The organism is Candidatus Nitrospira neuquenensis (assembly GCF_979578155.1).
Genome location: NZ_CEFZDU010000010.1, coordinates 1 through 16,608, shown reverse-complemented (window position 1 = coordinate 16,608; position 16,608 = coordinate 1). Strand labels below are relative to the sequence as shown.

18 protein-coding genes are annotated in these 16,608 nt (G+C 71.2%); 8 read left to right on the top strand and 10 right to left on the bottom strand.

Going from position 1 to position 16,608, the window contains the following annotated elements:
- Positions 1-52: 52 nt before the first annotated feature.
- Positions 53-3,322, top strand: a complete 3,270-nt coding sequence (locus AC1U7O_RS04765) for an efflux RND transporter permease subunit (RefSeq protein WP_479893433.1) — start codon at positions 53-55, stop codon at positions 3,320-3,322.
- Here AC1U7O_RS04765 and AC1U7O_RS04760 read toward each other — a convergent pair.
- Positions 3,319-3,645, bottom strand: coding sequence for an SCP2 sterol-binding domain-containing protein (locus AC1U7O_RS04760; RefSeq protein WP_479893432.1), 327 nt, complete (start codon positions 3,643-3,645; stop codon positions 3,319-3,321). The genes AC1U7O_RS04765 and AC1U7O_RS04760 overlap by 4 nt on opposite strands.
- A 54-nt stretch (positions 3,646-3,699) precedes the next feature.
- Positions 3,700-4,236, bottom strand: a complete 537-nt coding sequence (locus AC1U7O_RS04755) for a Slp family lipoprotein (RefSeq protein ID WP_479893431.1) — start codon at positions 4,234-4,236, stop codon at positions 3,700-3,702.
- Between the two features lie 103 nt (positions 4,237-4,339).
- Between AC1U7O_RS04755 and AC1U7O_RS04750 the strand changes: the two genes are divergently transcribed.
- Positions 4,340-4,510, top strand: a complete 171-nt coding sequence (locus AC1U7O_RS04750) for a hypothetical protein (protein WP_479893430.1) — start codon at positions 4,340-4,342, stop codon at positions 4,508-4,510.
- A gap of 75 nt (positions 4,511-4,585) precedes the next feature.
- Here AC1U7O_RS04750 and AC1U7O_RS04745 read toward each other — a convergent pair whose 3' ends face one another.
- The 8 genes from AC1U7O_RS04745 to AC1U7O_RS04710 all read right to left on the bottom strand — a co-directional run bounded on the left by AC1U7O_RS04745 (position 4,586) and on the right by AC1U7O_RS04710 (position 10,616).
- A complete protein-coding gene (locus AC1U7O_RS04745; RefSeq protein WP_479893429.1) occupies positions 4,586-5,899 on the bottom strand; it encodes a tetratricopeptide repeat protein in 1,314 nt (437 codons plus the stop codon).
- Positions 5,900-6,001: 102 nt separating this feature from the next.
- A complete protein-coding gene (locus AC1U7O_RS04740) occupies positions 6,002-7,120 on the bottom strand; it encodes a DUF2914 domain-containing protein (RefSeq protein WP_479893428.1) in 1,119 nt (372 codons plus the stop codon).
- Positions 7,121-7,136: 16 nt separating this feature from the next.
- Complete coding sequence (locus AC1U7O_RS04735) at positions 7,137-8,198, bottom strand: hypothetical protein (RefSeq protein ID WP_479893427.1); 1,062 nt, start codon at positions 8,196-8,198, stop codon at positions 7,137-7,139.
- Positions 8,199-8,228: 30 nt separating this feature from the next.
- Entirely contained in the window at positions 8,229-8,852 is a 624-nt protein-coding gene (locus AC1U7O_RS04730) for a YajG family lipoprotein (protein WP_479893426.1), read from the bottom strand.
- 125 nt (positions 8,853-8,977) lie between these two features.
- On the bottom strand, positions 8,978-9,598 hold the full coding sequence (locus AC1U7O_RS04725; protein WP_479893425.1) for a hypothetical protein: 621 nt from the start codon (positions 9,596-9,598) through the stop codon (positions 8,978-8,980).
- Positions 9,595-9,963 (bottom strand): hypothetical protein, encoded by a 369-nt coding sequence (locus AC1U7O_RS04720; protein WP_479893424.1) that lies wholly within the window; start codon positions 9,961-9,963, stop codon positions 9,595-9,597. Before AC1U7O_RS04720 ends, AC1U7O_RS04725 begins: the two co-directional genes overlap by 4 nt.
- Positions 9,964-9,999: 36 nt before the next feature.
- Positions 10,000-10,341: a hypothetical protein gene (locus tag AC1U7O_RS04715; RefSeq protein WP_479893423.1), complete on the bottom strand. Its 342-nt coding sequence runs from the start codon at positions 10,339-10,341 to the stop codon at positions 10,000-10,002.
- Positions 10,338-10,616 carry a C1 domain-containing protein gene (locus AC1U7O_RS04710; protein WP_479893422.1) on the bottom strand — a complete coding sequence of 93 codons (279 nt, stop codon included), beginning with the start codon at positions 10,614-10,616 and terminating at the stop codon, positions 10,338-10,340. The genes AC1U7O_RS04715 and AC1U7O_RS04710 overlap by 4 nt, the downstream gene beginning before the upstream one ends.
- A 194-nt stretch (positions 10,617-10,810) precedes the next feature.
- Here AC1U7O_RS04710 and AC1U7O_RS04705 point away from each other — a divergent pair, with 194 nt between their 5' ends.
- The 6 genes from AC1U7O_RS04705 (at position 10,811) to AC1U7O_RS04680 (ending at position 16,474) form a co-directional block, all read left to right on the top strand.
- A complete protein-coding gene (locus AC1U7O_RS04705; RefSeq protein ID WP_479893421.1) occupies positions 10,811-11,062 on the top strand; it encodes a hypothetical protein in 252 nt (83 codons plus the stop codon).
- A gap of 25 nt (positions 11,063-11,087) precedes the next feature.
- Entirely contained in the window at positions 11,088-11,330 is a 243-nt protein-coding gene (locus tag AC1U7O_RS04700) for a DUF2283 domain-containing protein (protein WP_479893420.1), read from the top strand.
- Positions 11,331-11,436: 106 nt separating this feature from the next.
- On the top strand, positions 11,437-13,848 hold the full coding sequence (locus AC1U7O_RS04695; RefSeq protein ID WP_479893497.1) for an ATP-binding cassette domain-containing protein: 2,412 nt from the start codon (positions 11,437-11,439) through the stop codon (positions 13,846-13,848).
- Positions 13,845-14,636: an energy-coupling factor transporter transmembrane component T family protein gene (locus AC1U7O_RS04690; protein ID WP_479893419.1), complete on the top strand. Its 792-nt coding sequence runs from the start codon at positions 13,845-13,847 to the stop codon at positions 14,634-14,636. The genes AC1U7O_RS04695 and AC1U7O_RS04690 overlap by 4 nt, the downstream gene beginning before the upstream one ends.
- A 19-nt stretch (positions 14,637-14,655) precedes the next feature.
- Positions 14,656-15,921: a sulfite dehydrogenase gene (soxC, locus tag AC1U7O_RS04685; RefSeq protein WP_479893418.1), complete on the top strand. Its 1,266-nt coding sequence runs from the start codon at positions 14,656-14,658 to the stop codon at positions 15,919-15,921.
- A complete protein-coding gene (locus tag AC1U7O_RS04680; protein WP_479893417.1) occupies positions 15,914-16,474 on the top strand; it encodes a c-type cytochrome in 561 nt (186 codons plus the stop codon). Before soxC ends, AC1U7O_RS04680 begins: the two co-directional genes overlap by 8 nt.
- Positions 16,475-16,608: the final 134 nt, after the last annotated feature.

The window sequence follows — 16,608 nt, the reverse complement described above, 5'->3', positions numbered from 1 at the left end:
CCCCGTCCAGGATCGGCTTTCACCCCTCGCCTCTCACTTTTCACGCTGGGCTATGTGGCTGACCTCGCTCGCGCTCAGGAATCGGATCGGCATCCTGATGCTGTCGCTGGCGATGGTGGTGCTGGGCGCCACCTCGCTGGATCGGCTGCCGGTGGACCTCTTCCCCAACATCCAGGTGCCGGTGGTCTTCGTCGGGGTCATCTACAAGGGCGCCCCGCCGGTGGACATCGAGAAGAGCGTCGTCTACCCGATCGAGAAGGCGGTCAGCTCCGCGTCCAACGTCGAGCACGTCGAGTCCTTCTCCAAGCACGGGATCGGCGCCGTCCAGGTCTGGTTCAACTGGGGCGCGGACATCAACGTCGGCCAGATGGAGGTGATGCAGCGCATCACCCAGATCCTCAACCAGCTCCCTCCCGGCGTGCTGCAGCCCTTCGTGGTGAAGTTCGACGTCTCCAACATCCCCGTCGCCTTCGTCACGGTCGCCGGCGGCAACCTGGACGAGCGGGCGCTCTACGACCTGGCCTTCAACACGATCGCGCCCCAGATCGAGAGCCTCCCCAACGTCGCCGCGGCCACCGTCGAGGGCGGCAAGATCCGCCAGATCAACATCAACCTGGACCCCTCGCTGCTCCAGGCGCGGGGACTCTCGATCCTGGACGTGGTCCGGTCCGTGAAGGCGTCCAACCTGATCCTGCCGTCCGGCGACATCAAGGCCGGCAATCTCGATTACAACGTCTTCACGAACAACCAGTTCAAGGCGGTCGAGCCGATCAACGACGTGATCGTGAAGGTGACGCCGCAGGGCAACCCCGTCCGCGTCCGCGACCTCGGCACGGTGACCGACTCCTCGGACATCCAGACGAACATCGTCCGCACCGACGGCGAGCGGTCGGTCTACCTCCGGGTCAACAAGCAGCCGACGGCCAACACGGTGGAGGTGGTGGACAAGCTGCGGGAGGCCTTGCCCCGGATGATCGGGGTGCCGCCCGGCGTGCGCCTCGGCATCTCCTTCGACCAGTCCACCTACATCCGCATGGCCATCCAGAACCTGATGGAGCAGGCCCTGCACGGCTCGCTGCTCGCGGCCGCGGTCATCCTCATCTTCCTCCGCAATCTCACGAGCACGCTCATCATCTCGGTGGCGATCCCGCTGTCCGTCCTCGTGACGTTCATCGTCCTCTACTTCACGGGCCAGACGCTCAACATCTTCACGCTCGGCGGGCTCGCGCTGGGCGTCGGCCGCCTCGTGGACGATTCGATCGTGGAGCTGGAGAACATCCAGCGCCACCTCAACGACAGCCACCGCCGCTGGGAGGCGGTGCGCGAGGAGGCCCGGGCGCTCGCGCCGGAGGCCAGCCTCCAGCTCGGCGTCCCGACCAAGTGGGAGGCCCTGCTGGAGGCCGCCCGCGAGGTCGCGATGCCGATCTTCGCCTCGACCGTCACCACGGTCGTCGTGTTCCTGCCGATCTTCTTCGTCGTCGGCATCGCGAAGCTGCTGCTGATCCCGCTGGCCTACACGATCGCGGTCGCGCTGTTCACGTCCTTCTTCGTCTCCCGCACCGTGACTCCGGCCCTCTGCTTCAAGTTCCTCAAGCCGGAGCAGGAGACGCGCGCGCGGCTGCCGGGCTGGTGGCTGCGCTTCATGGACCGGAGCCGCGACTGGTACGAGCGCTTCGACGACCGCTACCAGCGGGCGCTGGCCTGGACGCTCGGCCATAAGCGGGTGCTCATCGGCGTCATCCTGGCCATCTTCGCCGCCTCGCTCGCGCTGGTGCCCTTCATCGGGACGGAGTTCATCCCCGTCACCGACGAGAGCCAGTTCCGGATCGTCGTGCGCGCGCCCGTGGGCCAGCGCGTGGAGAAGACCGAGCAGCAGGTCGCCGAGATCGAGCGGGTCCTCCGGGAGACGATCCGCCCCGAGGAGTTGGATACGATCGTCTCCAGCACGGGCGTGCTCGCGCAGGGCCGCTCCTCCCTGTTCAACCCCAACACGGGGCCGCACACCTCCCTGGTCCAGGTCTACCTGGTCCCGCCCGACCGGCGCTCGCGCAACCAGGTCCAGATCATGAACGAGGTCCGCCCCAAGGTTCTGGGCCTGTTCCCCGGCGTCGCGATGTTCTTCGACCCCGGCGGCATCGTGAAACGCGTCACCAGCTTCGGCTCCCAGAAGGCGGTGGACGTGGAGATCTACGGCTACGAGCTGGAGAAGGCCCGCGGGGTCATCCGGCAGGTCGAGGCCGCGATGCACCAGGTCGCCGGGCTCGCCGACGTCGAGGTGAGCCGCGAGGAGAACTACCCGGAGCTGGACATCACCGTGGACCGGGAGAAGGCGGCGCTGCTGGGCATCAGCGAGCAGGACGTCGCCAGCGCGGTGCTCTACTCGCTCAACGGCAACGGGCAGACGGACCCGATCATCTACACGGACCCCGAGACCGGGAACGAGTACTACATCAGCGCATGGCTCGCCGAGCCGTTCCGGAAGGACCTGACCGACCTGGAGCAGATCGTGCTCATCAGCCGATCCGGCGAGCCCGTGCTGCTCAAGAACCTCGCGGCCATCTCGTTCAACGCCGGCCCCGTCAAGATCGACCGCAAGTACTTCCAGCGGGTCGTGCACATCACGGCCAACCCCGTGAACCGGGACCTCGGCTCGATCGCCGAGGAGCTGGAGGAGCGCTTCAAGGAGATCCAGCTCCCGCCCGGCTTCAGCATCCGGCTGGCCGGCCAGGTCCAGCAGCAGCGGGAAACCTTCGAGGGGCTGATCTTCGCCAGCGTCCTCGCCCTCGTGCTCGTCTACATGGTCATGGCCGCCCAGTTCAAGTCGCTCGTGGACCCCTTCATCATCATGTTCTCCGTGCCGATGGGGCTGCCCGGCGTGATCCTGATGCTGTTCCTCACCAAGACCACCCTGTCCACGACTTCGTTCATGGGCGTGATCATGATGCTCGGCATCGTCGTCTCGAACGGCGTCCTGCTGGTGGACTACACCAACGTGCTCCGGCGGCGCGGGCGGCCCCTGCGCGAGGCGGTGATCCAGGCGGCGCGGACCAGGCTGCGGCCGATCCTCATGACCTCGCTCGCGACCGTGTTCGGATTGGCGCCGATGGCGCTGGGCTGGGGCGTGGGCGGCGAGACGAACGCGCCGTTGGCGCGGGCGGTGATCGGCGGCCTGAGCGTCTCGACCCTGCTGACGCTCTTCCTGATCCCGGCGCTGTACCTGATCCTGGAGGAGAAATTCCCGCGGCGCTCGGACCCGGAGATCGACCCCGCGCGCGACCGGGCGTGGCGCGAGGGGACGGTGGGGAGTGGAGCCCGAGGCTAGGCCACGGACGGGAAGAGGGACTTGAGCTGTAGCGCCAGCCCGAAGTCGCCCTCGATCCGCAGGCGGCCGGACAGGAAGACGGACGAGCCGTCCAGCCGGCCCGTGAGCACGCCGAGGCAGTCCTCCCCCGACATGGCGAGCACGACCTGCGGCCGGGGGTGGGCACCCTCCTCGACCGAGCAGGCGCCGCCCCGGACGATCAGATGAAACTGCCCGCCCTGCGGCCCGCTCAGGTCGAACTGGACGACCGCGTCCAGCCCCTCAGCCGCATTCCGATCCAACTTGGCCGGCAAGGCCTTGAGAAATTCCCGCACCTGGGTCATGGCGAGGCAGTCTAACGGAGCGAGGGGGGGGATGCAAGGGGCGCCGCCGCAGGCTCAACGCGAGGCGACGCAGTAGGTTTCCTCGGCGAGCGGATAGTAGCCGTCGGCGAGGTTCGGAAAGTCCCCGATGGCGTAGCCGCCCGTCTTCCAGACGTGCAGACAGCGGGCGTGCAGGAAGGGGACGGCCTTGTTCGCCTCGCCGTCCTCGATCGGCTGGGTCCCCTTGAGCTCGCCGATCAGGGCGAATTTGTTCCCGCGCTGCAGCCCGCCCGCATCAATGCGGCCCCGGTACAGGATCACGAACTGACCGCTCGGCTTGACCTCGTCGGCCGGCCGCGGGGGGGAACCCTTCAGGGGCAGCTCCTGCGCCGTGATCAAGGTCCCCTCCTCGGACGGCGCGGCGCGGAGGATGACGCCGCCGAGCTGCACGACCCGACCGGCCAGGTAGGTGTCGGCCTCGGGGTTGAAGATGCCGATCTGCTCGTGGGGGTCGAACCCCTTCGAGGCTTCGGCGGGAAAGGTCGGCTCGTGGGCGCAGCCGGCCAGGCACGCCGCCGCCAGAGCCGCCCACCCCATGGACGCCGCACGCATGGGGACCATTCTACGCCCACCGCTCTGGCGACGCCAGCAGGCCGTTCCGAGCGGGCCGCCGTCTCGTTGACAACCCGCGGACCGGTCGGGGACAATGCCGCCCATGACCGACCAGCCCCGTTCCGAGCAGCCCGCCGCGGCGCCCGAGACGATCCCCGACCGCCTCTGCACTTGGTGCAAGGTGCCGATGATCAAGCGCCTCGTCGGCCGCGGCGCCTACATCCACTACACCTGCCCCCAGTGCATCTTCCAGCACGCGTCGAAGCGGGAGTGAGCCGGGTGATCGCGCAGGGCGAATCGGCCACGTCCCGCAAAACGTGGAAGCAGCTTGCGGGCGATGGGACTCGGCTCAGTGCGTCCCGTTCCTGCCGTTGGCGCCGTTCTTGTCCTCGAACCGGCCCAGGATCTGGAGGATGGACCGGGCGCGCTCGATCCAGACGTGGTTGGCGGGCGTGTCGGGGATGAGCTTGAGGTAGTCGCGGAAGGCCTGGGCCGCCTCGCCCGGGCGGTTCTTGGCCATCAGGGCGATGCCCAGGTTGTAGTGGGCCAGGGCGTAGTCGGGCTTGAGCCTGAGCGCCGCCCGATACTCGCCGATCGCCCCCTCCATGTCGTGCTTGTCCTGGAGGGCGCGCCCCAGGTCCTGGTGAATCTCCGGGTCGTTGGGCTTGAGCCGCAGCGCGGCCTGGTACTCGGCGATCGCCTCGGCCAGGTCGCCGTGCGCCTGCAACGCCCGGCCGAGCCCGTGGCGAGCGGCCGTGTTCTCCGGCTGCAGTTGCAGGAGCGCTCGGAACTCCGCGATCGCGCCCGCAAGGTCGCCCTTGGTCAGCAGCGCCGTCGCCAGGTTGGCCCGCGCGCGGGGCTCCTTCGGCTGGAGCTTGACCGTCGCGCGGTACTCGGCGACGGCGCCGTCTAGGTCGCCCCGCTCCTGGAGCAGGAGCCCGAGGTGGTGATGCGCCGGCGCCAGGTCCGGCCGCAGGGCCAGCGCCGCCCGATAGGCCGCGATCGCCCCCTCCACGTCCGCCCCCGCCGCGAGCGTCTGGCCCAGTTCGTAGTGGTAGGCCGGCTCGTCCGGCTTCAGCTTGATCGCGGCCCGGTAGGCGTCGACGGCTCCCGCCCGGTCGCCCTTGGCCCGCAGGGCTTGGGCCAACGTGGCGTGCGCGGCGGCGTCCTCCGGATAGAGGCGGACCGCCTCCCGCAACTCGCTCACGGCGCCGTCCAGGTCGCCCTTGGCTTCGAGCGCGAGCCCCAGGTTGTGATGGACCGCGGGCAGATCGCTCTGCAGATGAAGGGCCTTGCGGTATTCCTTGATGGCCCCGTCCAGGTCGCCCTTGCTCTGGAGCGCCAGCCCCAGACCGTGGTGGGCGGCGACCATGTCGGGCCGCAGGTGGATCGCCTGGCGGAACTCCCGGATCGCGCCCTCGTGGTCGCCCTGTGCCTCCAGGGCCAGCCCCCGGTTATAGTGGGCGATGGCGTCGGCCGGCGGAACGGCGCTGGCTGCCGGGACGGAAGGCCCATGCGGCGTGCTTTCGTGCGCGGGCGGGGCGGCCGGCTCCGCCCCCGCCGCCGTGACGGCGAGGCAGAGGATCGCCGCCGCCCACCCCAGCGGAGTCGGGCCGCTTCTCGCGGAACAGCGTGGTCGCCGCAGAAACCGTTCGACGGGCATGACGGGCTCCGCGTTTCCTGGACAAGGAGCCGGTTGGGCCGGGCTCCATGGCGCTATCGTCCTTCCTCCGGGTCGGCGAAGTCAAGGCGCCCCAGCCGGCGTTCAGTAGAGGCGGACCTCCATCTCGGGAGGAGGCTCCGCCGCCTCGACGACCGTGAAGGCGATCCGTCCGATCACCCGGCCGTCTGCCGCCTCCACGTCCACACGCCATTCGCCCGGCGTCACCCGCTGCTTGGCCGTCACCCCGCGAAACCCCGCGTCCCTTCCCCCCGAAAGGCGTATCGGCAGCCGGTCGGTCGTCATGAAGGGCCCCCGGCCGCCCTGCGCGGCTGGCCGGTGCTGCCAGTGATGGTAAACCGTGGTCGTGATCGTGGCCGGCGCGAACACGGCCGTGAAGCAGTAGGCGGAAGCCCCGGCGGGGAGCCGCCCGTCCGATTTCTTCCAGAACCGGTACCAGGGCGGCTTCGCGTAGGTGAGCTCGTAGGCCCCGTCCTTCTTCACGACCCGGTGGTAGGCGCCGCCGAACTTGAGCGAGAGCGGCACGGGGGGAATCCAGTTCAGAAAATAGAAGGCCACGAAGAGGAGCACCACCGCCGTCGCCGGCAGAGCGGCCATCCGGCGCTCTCGCGGCGGCCGGTCTGGCGCGCCCCGGTAGACCAGCTCGACCAGCTTGAGCGCCACGCCGGCGCTCAGGAGCGCGCCGATCAGGAACATGGCCGTGTTCATGAAGCCGGTCACCACCGGAAGAAAATAGGTGAAGAAGCTCAGGCAGACCAGGGCGTAGAGGCTGGCCAGCAGCTTGAGGTTCGTCAACCGGCTGTGGAGAAACTCGTTGCCGACCAGCAACCCGACCAGGACGAAGAAGTAGACGGCGTCCGCGCTCCAGGAGGCGCTCTGCGAGTAGAAGACGGCGTAGGCGCTGAAGAGCCCGCCGAGCAGGAACTGGATCGCCATGGGCGCGTAGGGGCGCGCGCGGGCCGCGAGCGCGGCCGCGCCCGTCGGCGGCCCGTCCTCGGCGGCCGGCCGGCCGGCGAGGTCGGCCCGGCCGACCAGGACGATCAGCGCCCCCAGCAGGGCGATGTAGAGGCAGAGGAGCAGGTTGTCGAGGAACCGGTCGATCCGCGTCAGCGTCAGGCCGTCGTAGATCACGCCGGCGAAAAAGAAGACGACCGGCATGACGGGTTTGGCGAGCACGGCGCGGAGGCGGGCGACCGGGGTCATGGAGGCGCGGGCGGGATCACGGAAAGGGCGGGAGCGGGGCGGCGGTCACGGGCAGGCCCAGGAGCGCTTCGAGCCACGGGCCCATGCGCGCCTCGGGCAGCGGGGCGCGGTTCAAGCGGACTTCGATCTGGAACCCGCCCTCCCGGCCCACGATGCCGACGATCGCCGAAGCGTCCTCCCCCTCGGGCAGCAGGCGCCGGGTCTGGAACTCGCACAGCATCGTGTAGACCCGCCCCTCCGGCTGGACCGCCTCCAGGACCTCCGACAGCTCGTCGAGCGGGCAGTGGACGGAGCAGCGGTACGCCAGGCGGGCCTCGGGCAGGACGGTCCGGAACTCGGCCAGCGCCTCCTCGGAGAACCCCGTCAGGTAGGCCCGCACCGGCACCGGCTCGCCGCCGCAGGAGGCGGCCAGGCGGCCGGCCGGGACCAGGAACTCGAAGACGTCGGAGGAGTTGAACTCGAACTGGCAGGGGCCGAAGGCGTCGGGCCAGGAACAGAGGAGCGGGGCCTTGGGGTTCCAGGCCCGCAGGACCACGTTCCCCTTCTCCACATCCGCCTCGATGGGCAGGTCCAGGAACGCGACGGCGGCCTCGAAGACCCGCCGGCGCTCCGCCGTCCACTCGTCCCGACGCGCCTCCCCGCGCGTCTCGCCGGGGGTGATCACCTCGGTCGTGTGCAGCCGGACGCGGATGAAGGCGTGCAGGTGGCGGAAGCCCACCCAGAACATCCCGCGGGGGAAGTGCAGCGCGGGGGTCCACGGGAGCCGCCAGGGATGGCTCACCGAGCAGTAGGTCCCGACGTCCTGGTGCCGCTGGAAGACGGTGTGGTAGCCCCCCGCCAGCAGGAAGAAATCCCCCCGCCAGCCCTCCTGGAGGTGGACGAGCGTCACGTCCTCGATCGCCCAGGGCGAGAGCGCGTCGAGCTCTTCCGGCTCGGTCACCCGCCACTCCTCGACGTAGGCGATCACGTCGCGGGCCGGCGGTGTCGGCTCCAGGCCCAGCGCCGCGAGCCGCTCCCCCAGCGCCAGCACGTCGCCGAACGCCAGCTTCGCGGGAGACTCCCACCGCCGCTCGCGCACCGCCGCCCCCCTTGCCCGAGGCCGCCCGGGCTACTTCAGCCGCAGGGTCCGCTGCTCCACCTTCACGTCCGCGACCATCCGCTCCAGGCTCTCCTGGACCGTCTGGTTGACGAGCCGCTGCACGTCCTCCTCGTCGAACCAGAAGACCGTGTCGGTGCGGCTGCCCTCCAGGGTCAGCCGCGTCCGGCTCTTGTCCGACGCGTTGACGGCCTGCAGCTCCATCTTGAGCGCGACGGCGATCTTCGTGGAGAAGAAGCGGCTCTTCACGGCCACGGCGAACTCGCCGATCTCCCCCGTGATGACGACATCGGGGTGATCCCCGCCGCCGGCGCCGGCCGGCCGCGCCTTCCAGCCCCGGTGGGTGAGGTAGTCGGCGACCGTCTTCGCCATCGCCGGGCCGACCTTGCCCCCGGGGAGGTCGAAGTTGGTCACCCCGCCCCAGATGTGCGTCCGCACTCCGAGCCGCTCCTTCGCGGGCCGCTTGTCCGCGAACGCCTCGACCAGGACCCGGAGCGCGTCCTCGTTCTGGATGGCCGGCGTCGAGCCGGGCGGCACCGGTTGCAGGTCGAGCGTCACCACCTCGCCGGTACCGGCGCAGCCGGCGAGCGCCAACGCCACGATCGTCGCCGTCAGGCGACCAATCCGTCCGATCACGGAGCCCTCCTTTCGCCAGAGTGATGATGAGTTCGTCATGACGGGCGGGACGTCCGAGCCGCACCCCCGGCGGAGTGTAGCGCAGCGGCCCGGCCCCGGTCCACCGTCGGCCACCGGGGCTCGGCTCAGGCGCCGATGACGGGCAGGAGCGCGCGCAGGGCCTCGCAGCCGACCTCCACCAGCCGCCCCTCCCGGACCGCCGGATCGTCCGGCGGGACGAACCGTCCCAGTTTGACGAAGCGCCGCCCCGACAGGACGGCCGCCGTCTGCGACTTGCGCTCGTGCGTCAGCGCGAGGGTGTAGCCGTCCCCGCAGCGCCACTCCCAGGGCGTCGGGCCCAGTGAGAGGTGAATCCCCCGCCCGGCCACCGCGTGGTAGCGATTGATCAGGTTCTGTTTGTACCGGAGCAGCCCCGCCCCCTCCAGGATCAGGGCGAAGACGAAGTGGTGGCCCCACCAGAAGAGGGTCCGGAAGGTGAACTTCTCGTCGCCGGCGAAGTGCTTGGGAAAGTCGAGGTACTGGTAGGGGCAGGCGTCCAGGTGCTCGCCCTTGACGAGCTGGAACTTCTTCGGGTCGAACCCCGGCGGGGCGAGGAGCTCGACGCCGGCAAGCTCGCGCTCGACCGCCGGCCGCATCTCCTCCAGCAGGCCGCGGACCTTGGCCATGACCCGCGCCTTCGCCAGGAAAAACCGCTCGTCGGCGATCAGCGCCAGCTCGTCGGGGGTGAAGGGCACGGGCGGGGTCACGGCTGGTGCGTTTCGAACAGCGAGACGTCGAAGTCGTAGAGGCGGCGGCATTCCGCACAGCGCATCCCGACGAAGTCCCGCAGCACGTCCATCTCGCGGACGCACAGGCCCGTCCCGTGGCCCGCGGCGCAGCCGGCGAACCAGTCCTCGGGCTTCCCCGTCGGCTCCGCAGGGGGCCGGCCCTCGTGCGGGGCCACGGGCAGGCGCGAGGCCATGCCGCGCAGCGTCAGCCGGTGCTGCAGGTTGCAGGAGGTACAGGCGAGGATCAGCCGGTCCGGGAGCGCGTGCTTCTTGAGGACGAGGCAGCGGGGATGGACCGCGAAACACTGCTGCACGAAGGCCCCACTTTTGAACAGCGGCGACACGGCTCCTCCGTCACGCCGCCCTCGCGGGGCGGCTCGTCAGCGGGCCAGCGCCAGCAGCGCCAGGACACCGGCCACGTAGGGAATCGCGCAGGAGTAGACCACCGCCCGCAGCGGCCGGCCGTCCGACGGTATGGCGCTCCGCGCCCGCTGCTCCTTGTAGACGAACTCATAGGCGAGGATCAACACGGTCAGGGTGAGCACCGCGACCTTGCTGGTGCGCGGCCAGGTGTACTGGCCGCTGAGGACGAAATCGGCGGTGAAGAACCCGGCGGAGAGGAGCACGAGGGGCGCGATGACCAGCCGCGTGACCTCGGCGAACCAGGCGTGGGCTCGGACCGGCGTCGCGACGGGGCCGCGCCCTCGGTCGGAGGAGGTCACGTGCCGGCCGCCATGGGAAGCGGGCCGCTCGAGGCGGCGCGCGCCTGTTCCTCGCGGCACACCCGACAGACGCGGGGCCGCGCCTTGAGGAAGGCCACCTTCCCGCTCGCCAGGCAGCTATAGTGCACGTACCGGTTGCAGACGGTGCAGCGGGCCCAGCCGCCCCGGAAGAAGGTGATGTCGCGGGACAGGCCCTTCCCGCAGACCCGGCAGCTCCGGGGCTCGATCCCCAGCAGCAACGGCTCCCACTCCCCGCCCGCCATCCTGATGCTCATGGGGGCGGAGTCTATCAAAGCCGGTCGAGGAAAAACAACGGGGCGGCCCCCGCCGATGTCCTTGCTTCCCCGCAGCGTCGGCGCGACGACGTGAGGGCGGCGCCCGCCGGTCCGCCCCGGCGGCGATTGACCCCCGGCGGGCGGCGGCCGATAATACGGCCCGCCAGCCCATCCGTCCATCCCCGGAGGATCCCGTGATCGTTCGCCTCCATCCTCACGCACGGGATCGCCTCTCGGAGCGCGGCGCGACGGAGGAGGAGGTCCGTGCGACCGTGCTCGGCGGCGAGACCTTTCCGGCGAAGTTCGGTCGCAGCGGGTTTCGGCGGAATTTCCGCTTCGATTCCCTGTGGCGGACGCGTCACTACGCCATCAAGCAGGTCGAGGCCTTTGCCGTGCGTGAGGGTGAAGACTGGCTTGTGATTACCGTGGTCACCCGCTACTATTAGACACTTCGCCCGGGCAGGAGGCCATATGCAGCTCACCTACGACCCTCGCCACAATATCGCGTACCTCCGTCTCCATGCCAAGACGGCGGAGGTCGAAACGATTCGCGTGAGCGACGAGGTCAACGTCGACCTGGCGCCCGACGGTACGGTGTACGGCATCGAGCTGCTCAATGCCAACGTCCAGTTGGCCCGCGAGGATGCCGGGCAGCTCGTCTTCCTGAATGAAGCCACCGGCGAACGGACCACGGTCACGTTGCCGCTCGCCTGAGCCGCGGCGTACGCTCCGCTCTTCCCCGCGGCCGCCGGTCCGCCCCGGCGGCGATTGACCCCCGGCGGGCGGCGGCCGATAATACGGCCCGCCAGCCCATCCGTCCATCCCCGGAGGCGCCGCCCTGCGATCGGTCCGCCGGCACGTCCACGACCTCTTCGCCGTCTGGCGCGACACGCGCCTGATCGTCCTCGTCGCGCAGACCGCCGCCGTCTACGCCGCGGTCCTCATCCCCTTCAAGGTCGGCATCCCGCTCATCCCCGGCTTCGCGGAGCTGCGGCCGGCCAACGCGCTGCCCGTCGCGGCCTCGCTCCTGTTCGGCCCCGCCGCCGCCTGGGGCTCCGGGTTGGGCAACCTGATCGGCGACGGCTTCGGCACGCTCGGGCCGGCGAGCCTCTTCGGCTTCATCGGCAACTTCTGGTACGGCTACCTGCCCTACCTGCTCTGGGGCCGCCTCGGCCCCCTCTCCTCCGGCCGCGAGCCGGAGCCGCGTTCCTGGCGGCAGATGGTCGAGTTCGCGGTGATCTGCGCGGTCGCCTCCGCCGCCTGCGCCGTCACCATCGGCTGGGGCGTGGACCTGCTCGGGCTGGTCCCCTTCAAGGTCCTGACGACGGCGATCTTCGTCAACAACCTCCTCATGTCGCTCCTGCTCGCCCCGGCCCTCCTGTTCTTCCTGCACCCGCGCGTGAAGCGCTGGGGGTTGCGGTACCAGGACATCGGGCCCGCGGCGTCGGAACCGGACGAGGTCGCGGCGGCCCCGAGGGACGGCGCGCCCCTGCTGGCCGTCGAGCGCCTCGGCTTCACCTACGCGGGAGCCGGCCGCCCGGCGTTGCGGGACCTGTCGCTCACCCTCGCGCGGGGCGAGTCCCTCGCCGTCATGGGCCGGAGCGGCGCGGGCAAGTCCACGCTCTGCTACGCGCTGAACGGGCTCATCCCCCACCTGGTCGCGGGCGAGCGGTCGGGATCGGTGCTCGTGGAGGGCCGGGACACGACCTCGCGGCCGGTCTGGAAACAGGCCGGCTCGGTCGGGCTGGTGTTCCAGGATTTCGAGGCTCAGCTCGTCTCGACGAACCTGGAGATGGAGCTGGCCTTGCCGCTGGAGCTGGCCGGCCGCCGCGACCGACCGCTCTCGCGGGCGGAGATGGCGGAACGGATCGCGCGGACGCTGGCCCTCATCGGCCTGGCCGGGCTGGAGCGACGGAACCCGCTCACGCTCTCGGGCGGCCAGCGCCAGCGGCTGGTCATCGGATCGGTCCTCGTCCGGGAGCCGGCCCTCCTCGTCCTGGACGAGCCGTTCACGGACCTCGACCCGGCGGGCCGGCGTGATCTCTGCGCCCTGCTCCACCGGCTGAAGGCGACGGGCATGGGCCTCGTCCTCGTGGACCACGACCCGGAGGAGGCGGCGGCGGCCGACCGCGTCCTGGTGCTGGACGGAGGCACGCTGGCCTGGGAGGGACGGCCCCGGGACCTCTTCGGCCGCGCGGAACGGACGGACCTGCCCGCGGCCTTCGGGCTCCGGCCGCTCCCGCTGGCCCGGTGCTTCGCCGGCCTGGGCCTGCCCACCCTGCCCCTCACCGTCGAGGAGGCCTGGCGGATGGCGGACGAGCACGGGCTGACGCTCTCGGGCGCCGAGCCCGCGCCGCCGATCGAGCCGGAGGCCCCGCCGGTGATCGAGTGCCGCGGCGTGGCGTACGGCTACGAGCGGGGCAGGCCGGTCCTGGCCGACCTCGACCTCACGATCCGGGCGGGGGAGTTCCTGGCGATCCTCGGAGAGAACGGCTCGGGCAAGAGCACGCTCGCCAAGCTGTTCAACGGCCTGCTTCTCCCCGACCGCGGGTCCGTGCTCGTCGAGGGCGAGGACACGCGCCGCCTGGGACCCGGGCGGCTCGCCGCGCGCGTCGGCTCCGTCTTCCAGAACCCGGACCACCAGATCTTCGCCGAGACCGTGGAGCTGGAGGTGTCGTTCGGCGTGCGCAACCTGGGCCTGCCGCCGACGGAGCGCGAGGCCCGTGTCGCCGCCGCGCTCCAGGCCGTCGGGCTCGACCGGCCCGAGGTGCGCGGCCAGGACCCCTTCTCCCTGACCAAGGGGGACCGCCAGCGGGTCGCGGTCGCCTCCGTGCTGGCGACGCGGCCGCGCATCCTGATCTTCGACGAGCCGACGACCGGGCTGGACGCGGAGGAGACCGACCGCATGATGGCGATGCTCCGGCGACTGAACGACGCCGGCCATACGATCCTCATCGTCACCCACGCCCTGCCGTTGGTCGCGGCCCACGCGCGGCGCTGCCTGGTCCTGCGCGAGGGAAGAATCGTCGCGGACGGTCCGACGCGCAAGCTGTTCGGCCGGTTGGCCGAGCCGGTGGAGGCGGCGGCGCTGGGCCTGGAGGCTCCGCCGCTCACGCGGTTCGCGGCGCGCTGGGGACGCACGCTGCTCACGGTGGAGGAGGTCCGCGCCGCCCTCCAGCCCTCCATTCGTCAAGCCGGCAACCCCTCAATCAGCTCCCCCTTGCTCCCATGAGCTCCTTCTTCCTCTACCGCGACCGGGACACCTGGCTCCACCGGCTAGACCCCAGGACGAAGATCCTCGCCGTGACGGGCCTCTTCGCGATCGCGCTGCTGTTCTCCGACCCGCGGTACCTCGCGGCGGCGACGGCGGGGGCGCTCCTCCTGGCCGCGGCGGCCGGCGCCCTGCCCGCCCTGCGCCGGACGGCGCCGTTGCTGGTCTTCCTGTTCCTCTACTGCCTCCTCCTCTGGCCCTTTTTCGTCGCGGGGCGGACGCCGTGGTTCACGGTCGGCGGACACCCGCTCACCGTCGAGGCCGTCCAGTTCGGGCTCGGCATGGGCCTGCGGCTGGACGCGATGCTGATCGGCGGCCTGATCCTGCTCTCCACGACGACGATCGAAGCCTTCAGCCTCGGGCTCCAGCGGATGGGGCTGCCCGCGGTCGCCGGGTTCGCCCTGTCGCTGGCCTTCCGCTGGGTGCCGAGCCTGATCGGCTCGGCGGCCACGATCGTGCAGGCCCAGCGCGCACGCGGGCTCGACCTGGCGGCCGGCGGCCCCCTGGCCCGGATCGGCCGCTACGCGCCCTTGATCGTGCCCCTCGTCGGCCACACGCTGCGGCAGACCCGGCTGCTCGCGATGGCGCTGGAGTCCAAGGGCTTCGGGCCGGGGCTCAGGCGACAGCCCTTCCTGGAGCTGCGCCTGCGGGCGCCGGACTACCTCGCCCTCGCCCTGACCGCGGGGCTCGTCCTCGCGAGCCTCTGGCTTCGCGCCCGCGGTCATGGCATTCTTGAGGCCGGTTTCTGACGAGCGAGAGGAGGAAGCCATGGACGGAGGGAAGCGGACGAAGCGGGAACGGCTGGCGGCGGCGGCGGGCCGACCGGCCTCGGGGCTCGATCGCCGGACCTTCCTCGCGGGCGCCGCGGCGCTGGCCGGACTGACCGCCGCGCAGCTCGTCGCGCCGCCCGCGCGGGCCGACGACGCCCCCGTGCCCGAGGACCCGACGCGCGTCCCCGGCGCCCTGCCCAGCGAGCTGGGCCGGCGGGCGCGGTTCGAGCAGGCGAAGCGGCTGGCCGGCTCCTCCCATTCACTCACGCCGCTGGCGGCGCTCGACGGCATCGTGACGCCCTCGGACCTGCACTTCGAGCGGCACCACAACGGCGTCCCGCTGATCGACCCGGCCAGGCACCGGCTCCTGGTCCACGGCCTCGTCGCCCGCCCGCTCTCCTTCACGATGGAGGAGCTGCGGCGCTTTCCCTCCGTCTCCCGGCTGGCGTTCATCGAGTGCGCCGGGAACAGCGCGGGCGAGTGGGGGGCGCCGGAGGCGCGGACCGTCCAGCAGACGCACGGGCTCCTGAGCACGAGCGAGTGGACAGGGGTGCCGCTCGCGACCCTCCTGCGCGAGGTCGGCGTCAAGCCGGAGGCGACCTGGATGCTGGCGGAGGGGGCGGACGCGGCCGCGATGACGCGGAGCATCCCGCTCGGGCCGATCCTGGAGGAGGCGCTGCTTTGCTACGGGCAAAACGGCGAGGCCCTGCGGCCGGAGCAGGGCTATCCCCTGCGGCTGCTGCTGCCCGGCTGGGAGGGGAACACCTGCATCAAGTGGCTGCGGCGCCTGAAGCTGGGCACCGCGCCCTCCATGACGAGGGAGGAGACCTCGCACTACACGGACCTGATGCCGGACGGCAAGGCCCGACAGTTCACGCTGGTCATGGAGGCCAAGTCGGTCATCACGAGCCCCTCCGGCGGCCAGCGCGTGCCCCACGGGTTCGTCGAGGTCCGCGGCCTCGCCTGGAGCGGCAGGGGCCGGATCACGGCGGTGGAGGTGAGCACGGACGGCGGCCGCTCCTGGCATCCGGCCCGGCTCGACGAGCCCGTGCTCCCGAAGTGCGTGACCCGCTTCACCTTCCCCTGGCGCTGGTCGGGCCACGAGGCCCTGCTCCAGTCCCGCTGCGCCGACGAGACCGGCTACGTGCAGCCGACCCGCGCCGCGTTGATCGCCGCGCGGGGGACCCATTCCACGTACCACTACAACGGCATCCAGACCTGGCGGGTGGGGAGCGATGGGCTCGTGGAGCACCACCATGCGTAGCGCGGCGGCGCGGGTCTGCGCGGGCGCGCTGGCCGCGATCCTGCTCGGCGGCGGCGCCGGGGCGGCGCCGCAGGAGGAGCCGTCCGCCCTCGGGCTCGGCCATCCGCCCACGCCCGCGGAGCTCCGTGCCTGGGACATCGACGTGGCCCCGAGCGGCGAGGGGCTCCCGCCCGGCCGCGGGACCGTCGCCGAGGGCGCGCGCCTGTTCGCGGCCAAGTGCGCCGCCTGCCACGGGCCCACCGGCACGGAGGGCCCGCGCGATCGCCTCGTCGGCGGGCACGGCACGTTGACCACCGACCATCCCATCAAGACCGTGGGCAGCTACTGGCCCTACGCGACGACGCTCTTCGATTACATCCGCCGGGCCATGCCCTACAACGCGCCCCAGTCGCTCGCCCCCGACGAGGTCTACGCGCTCGTGGCCTGGCTGCTCCATCAAAACGGCATCATCCCGGAGCAGGCCGTCATGGACCAGCACACGCTCCCCGCCGTGCGCATGCCCAACCGGGACGGCTTCGTCCCGGACCCCAGGCCCGACGTGCCCGCGCGCTGAGTCTCCCTCGACCTCTACCCTCGCCGGCGGGGCTCCGCCGGCCCTTCTCGGGGCACTTCACCTAGCCCTCATCCGAAACTACATGGAACGCGGCACTGCCTAAGAGGGAGCGGGTGGCGTGGCGAGCGGGTCCC

What these genes read in the sequence shown, in the direction of transcription:
- AC1U7O_RS04760 (WP_479893432.1), bottom strand. Translation starts at nt 3,645, where the DNA reads ATGACCCAGGTGCGGGAATTTCTCAAGGCCTTGCCGGCCAAGTTGGAT.
- AC1U7O_RS04765 (WP_479893433.1), top strand. Translation starts at nt 53, where the DNA reads ATGTGGCTGACCTCGCTCGCGCTCAGGAATCGGATCGGCATCCTGATG.
- AC1U7O_RS04700 (WP_479893420.1), top strand. Translation starts at nt 11,088, where the DNA reads ATGCAGCTCACCTACGACCCTCGCCACAATATCGCGTACCTCCGTCTC.
- AC1U7O_RS04740 (WP_479893428.1), bottom strand. Translation starts at nt 7,120, where the DNA reads ATGACCCCGGTCGCCCGCCTCCGCGCCGTGCTCGCCAAACCCGTCATG.
- AC1U7O_RS04680 (WP_479893417.1), top strand. Translation starts at nt 15,914, where the DNA reads ATGCGTAGCGCGGCGGCGCGGGTCTGCGCGGGCGCGCTGGCCGCGATC.
- soxC (WP_479893418.1), top strand. Translation starts at nt 14,656, where the DNA reads ATGGACGGAGGGAAGCGGACGAAGCGGGAACGGCTGGCGGCGGCGGCG.
- AC1U7O_RS04690 (WP_479893419.1), top strand. Translation starts at nt 13,845, where the DNA reads ATGAGCTCCTTCTTCCTCTACCGCGACCGGGACACCTGGCTCCACCGG.
- AC1U7O_RS04750 (WP_479893430.1), top strand. Translation starts at nt 4,340, where the DNA reads ATGACCGACCAGCCCCGTTCCGAGCAGCCCGCCGCGGCGCCCGAGACG.
- AC1U7O_RS04710 (WP_479893422.1), bottom strand. Translation starts at nt 10,616, where the DNA reads ATGAGCATCAGGATGGCGGGCGGGGAGTGGGAGCCGTTGCTGCTGGGG.
- AC1U7O_RS04745 (WP_479893429.1), bottom strand. Translation starts at nt 5,899, where the DNA reads ATGCCCGTCGAACGGTTTCTGCGGCGACCACGCTGTTCCGCGAGAAGC.
- AC1U7O_RS04755 (WP_479893431.1), bottom strand. Translation starts at nt 4,236, where the DNA reads ATGCGTGCGGCGTCCATGGGGTGGGCGGCTCTGGCGGCGGCGTGCCTG.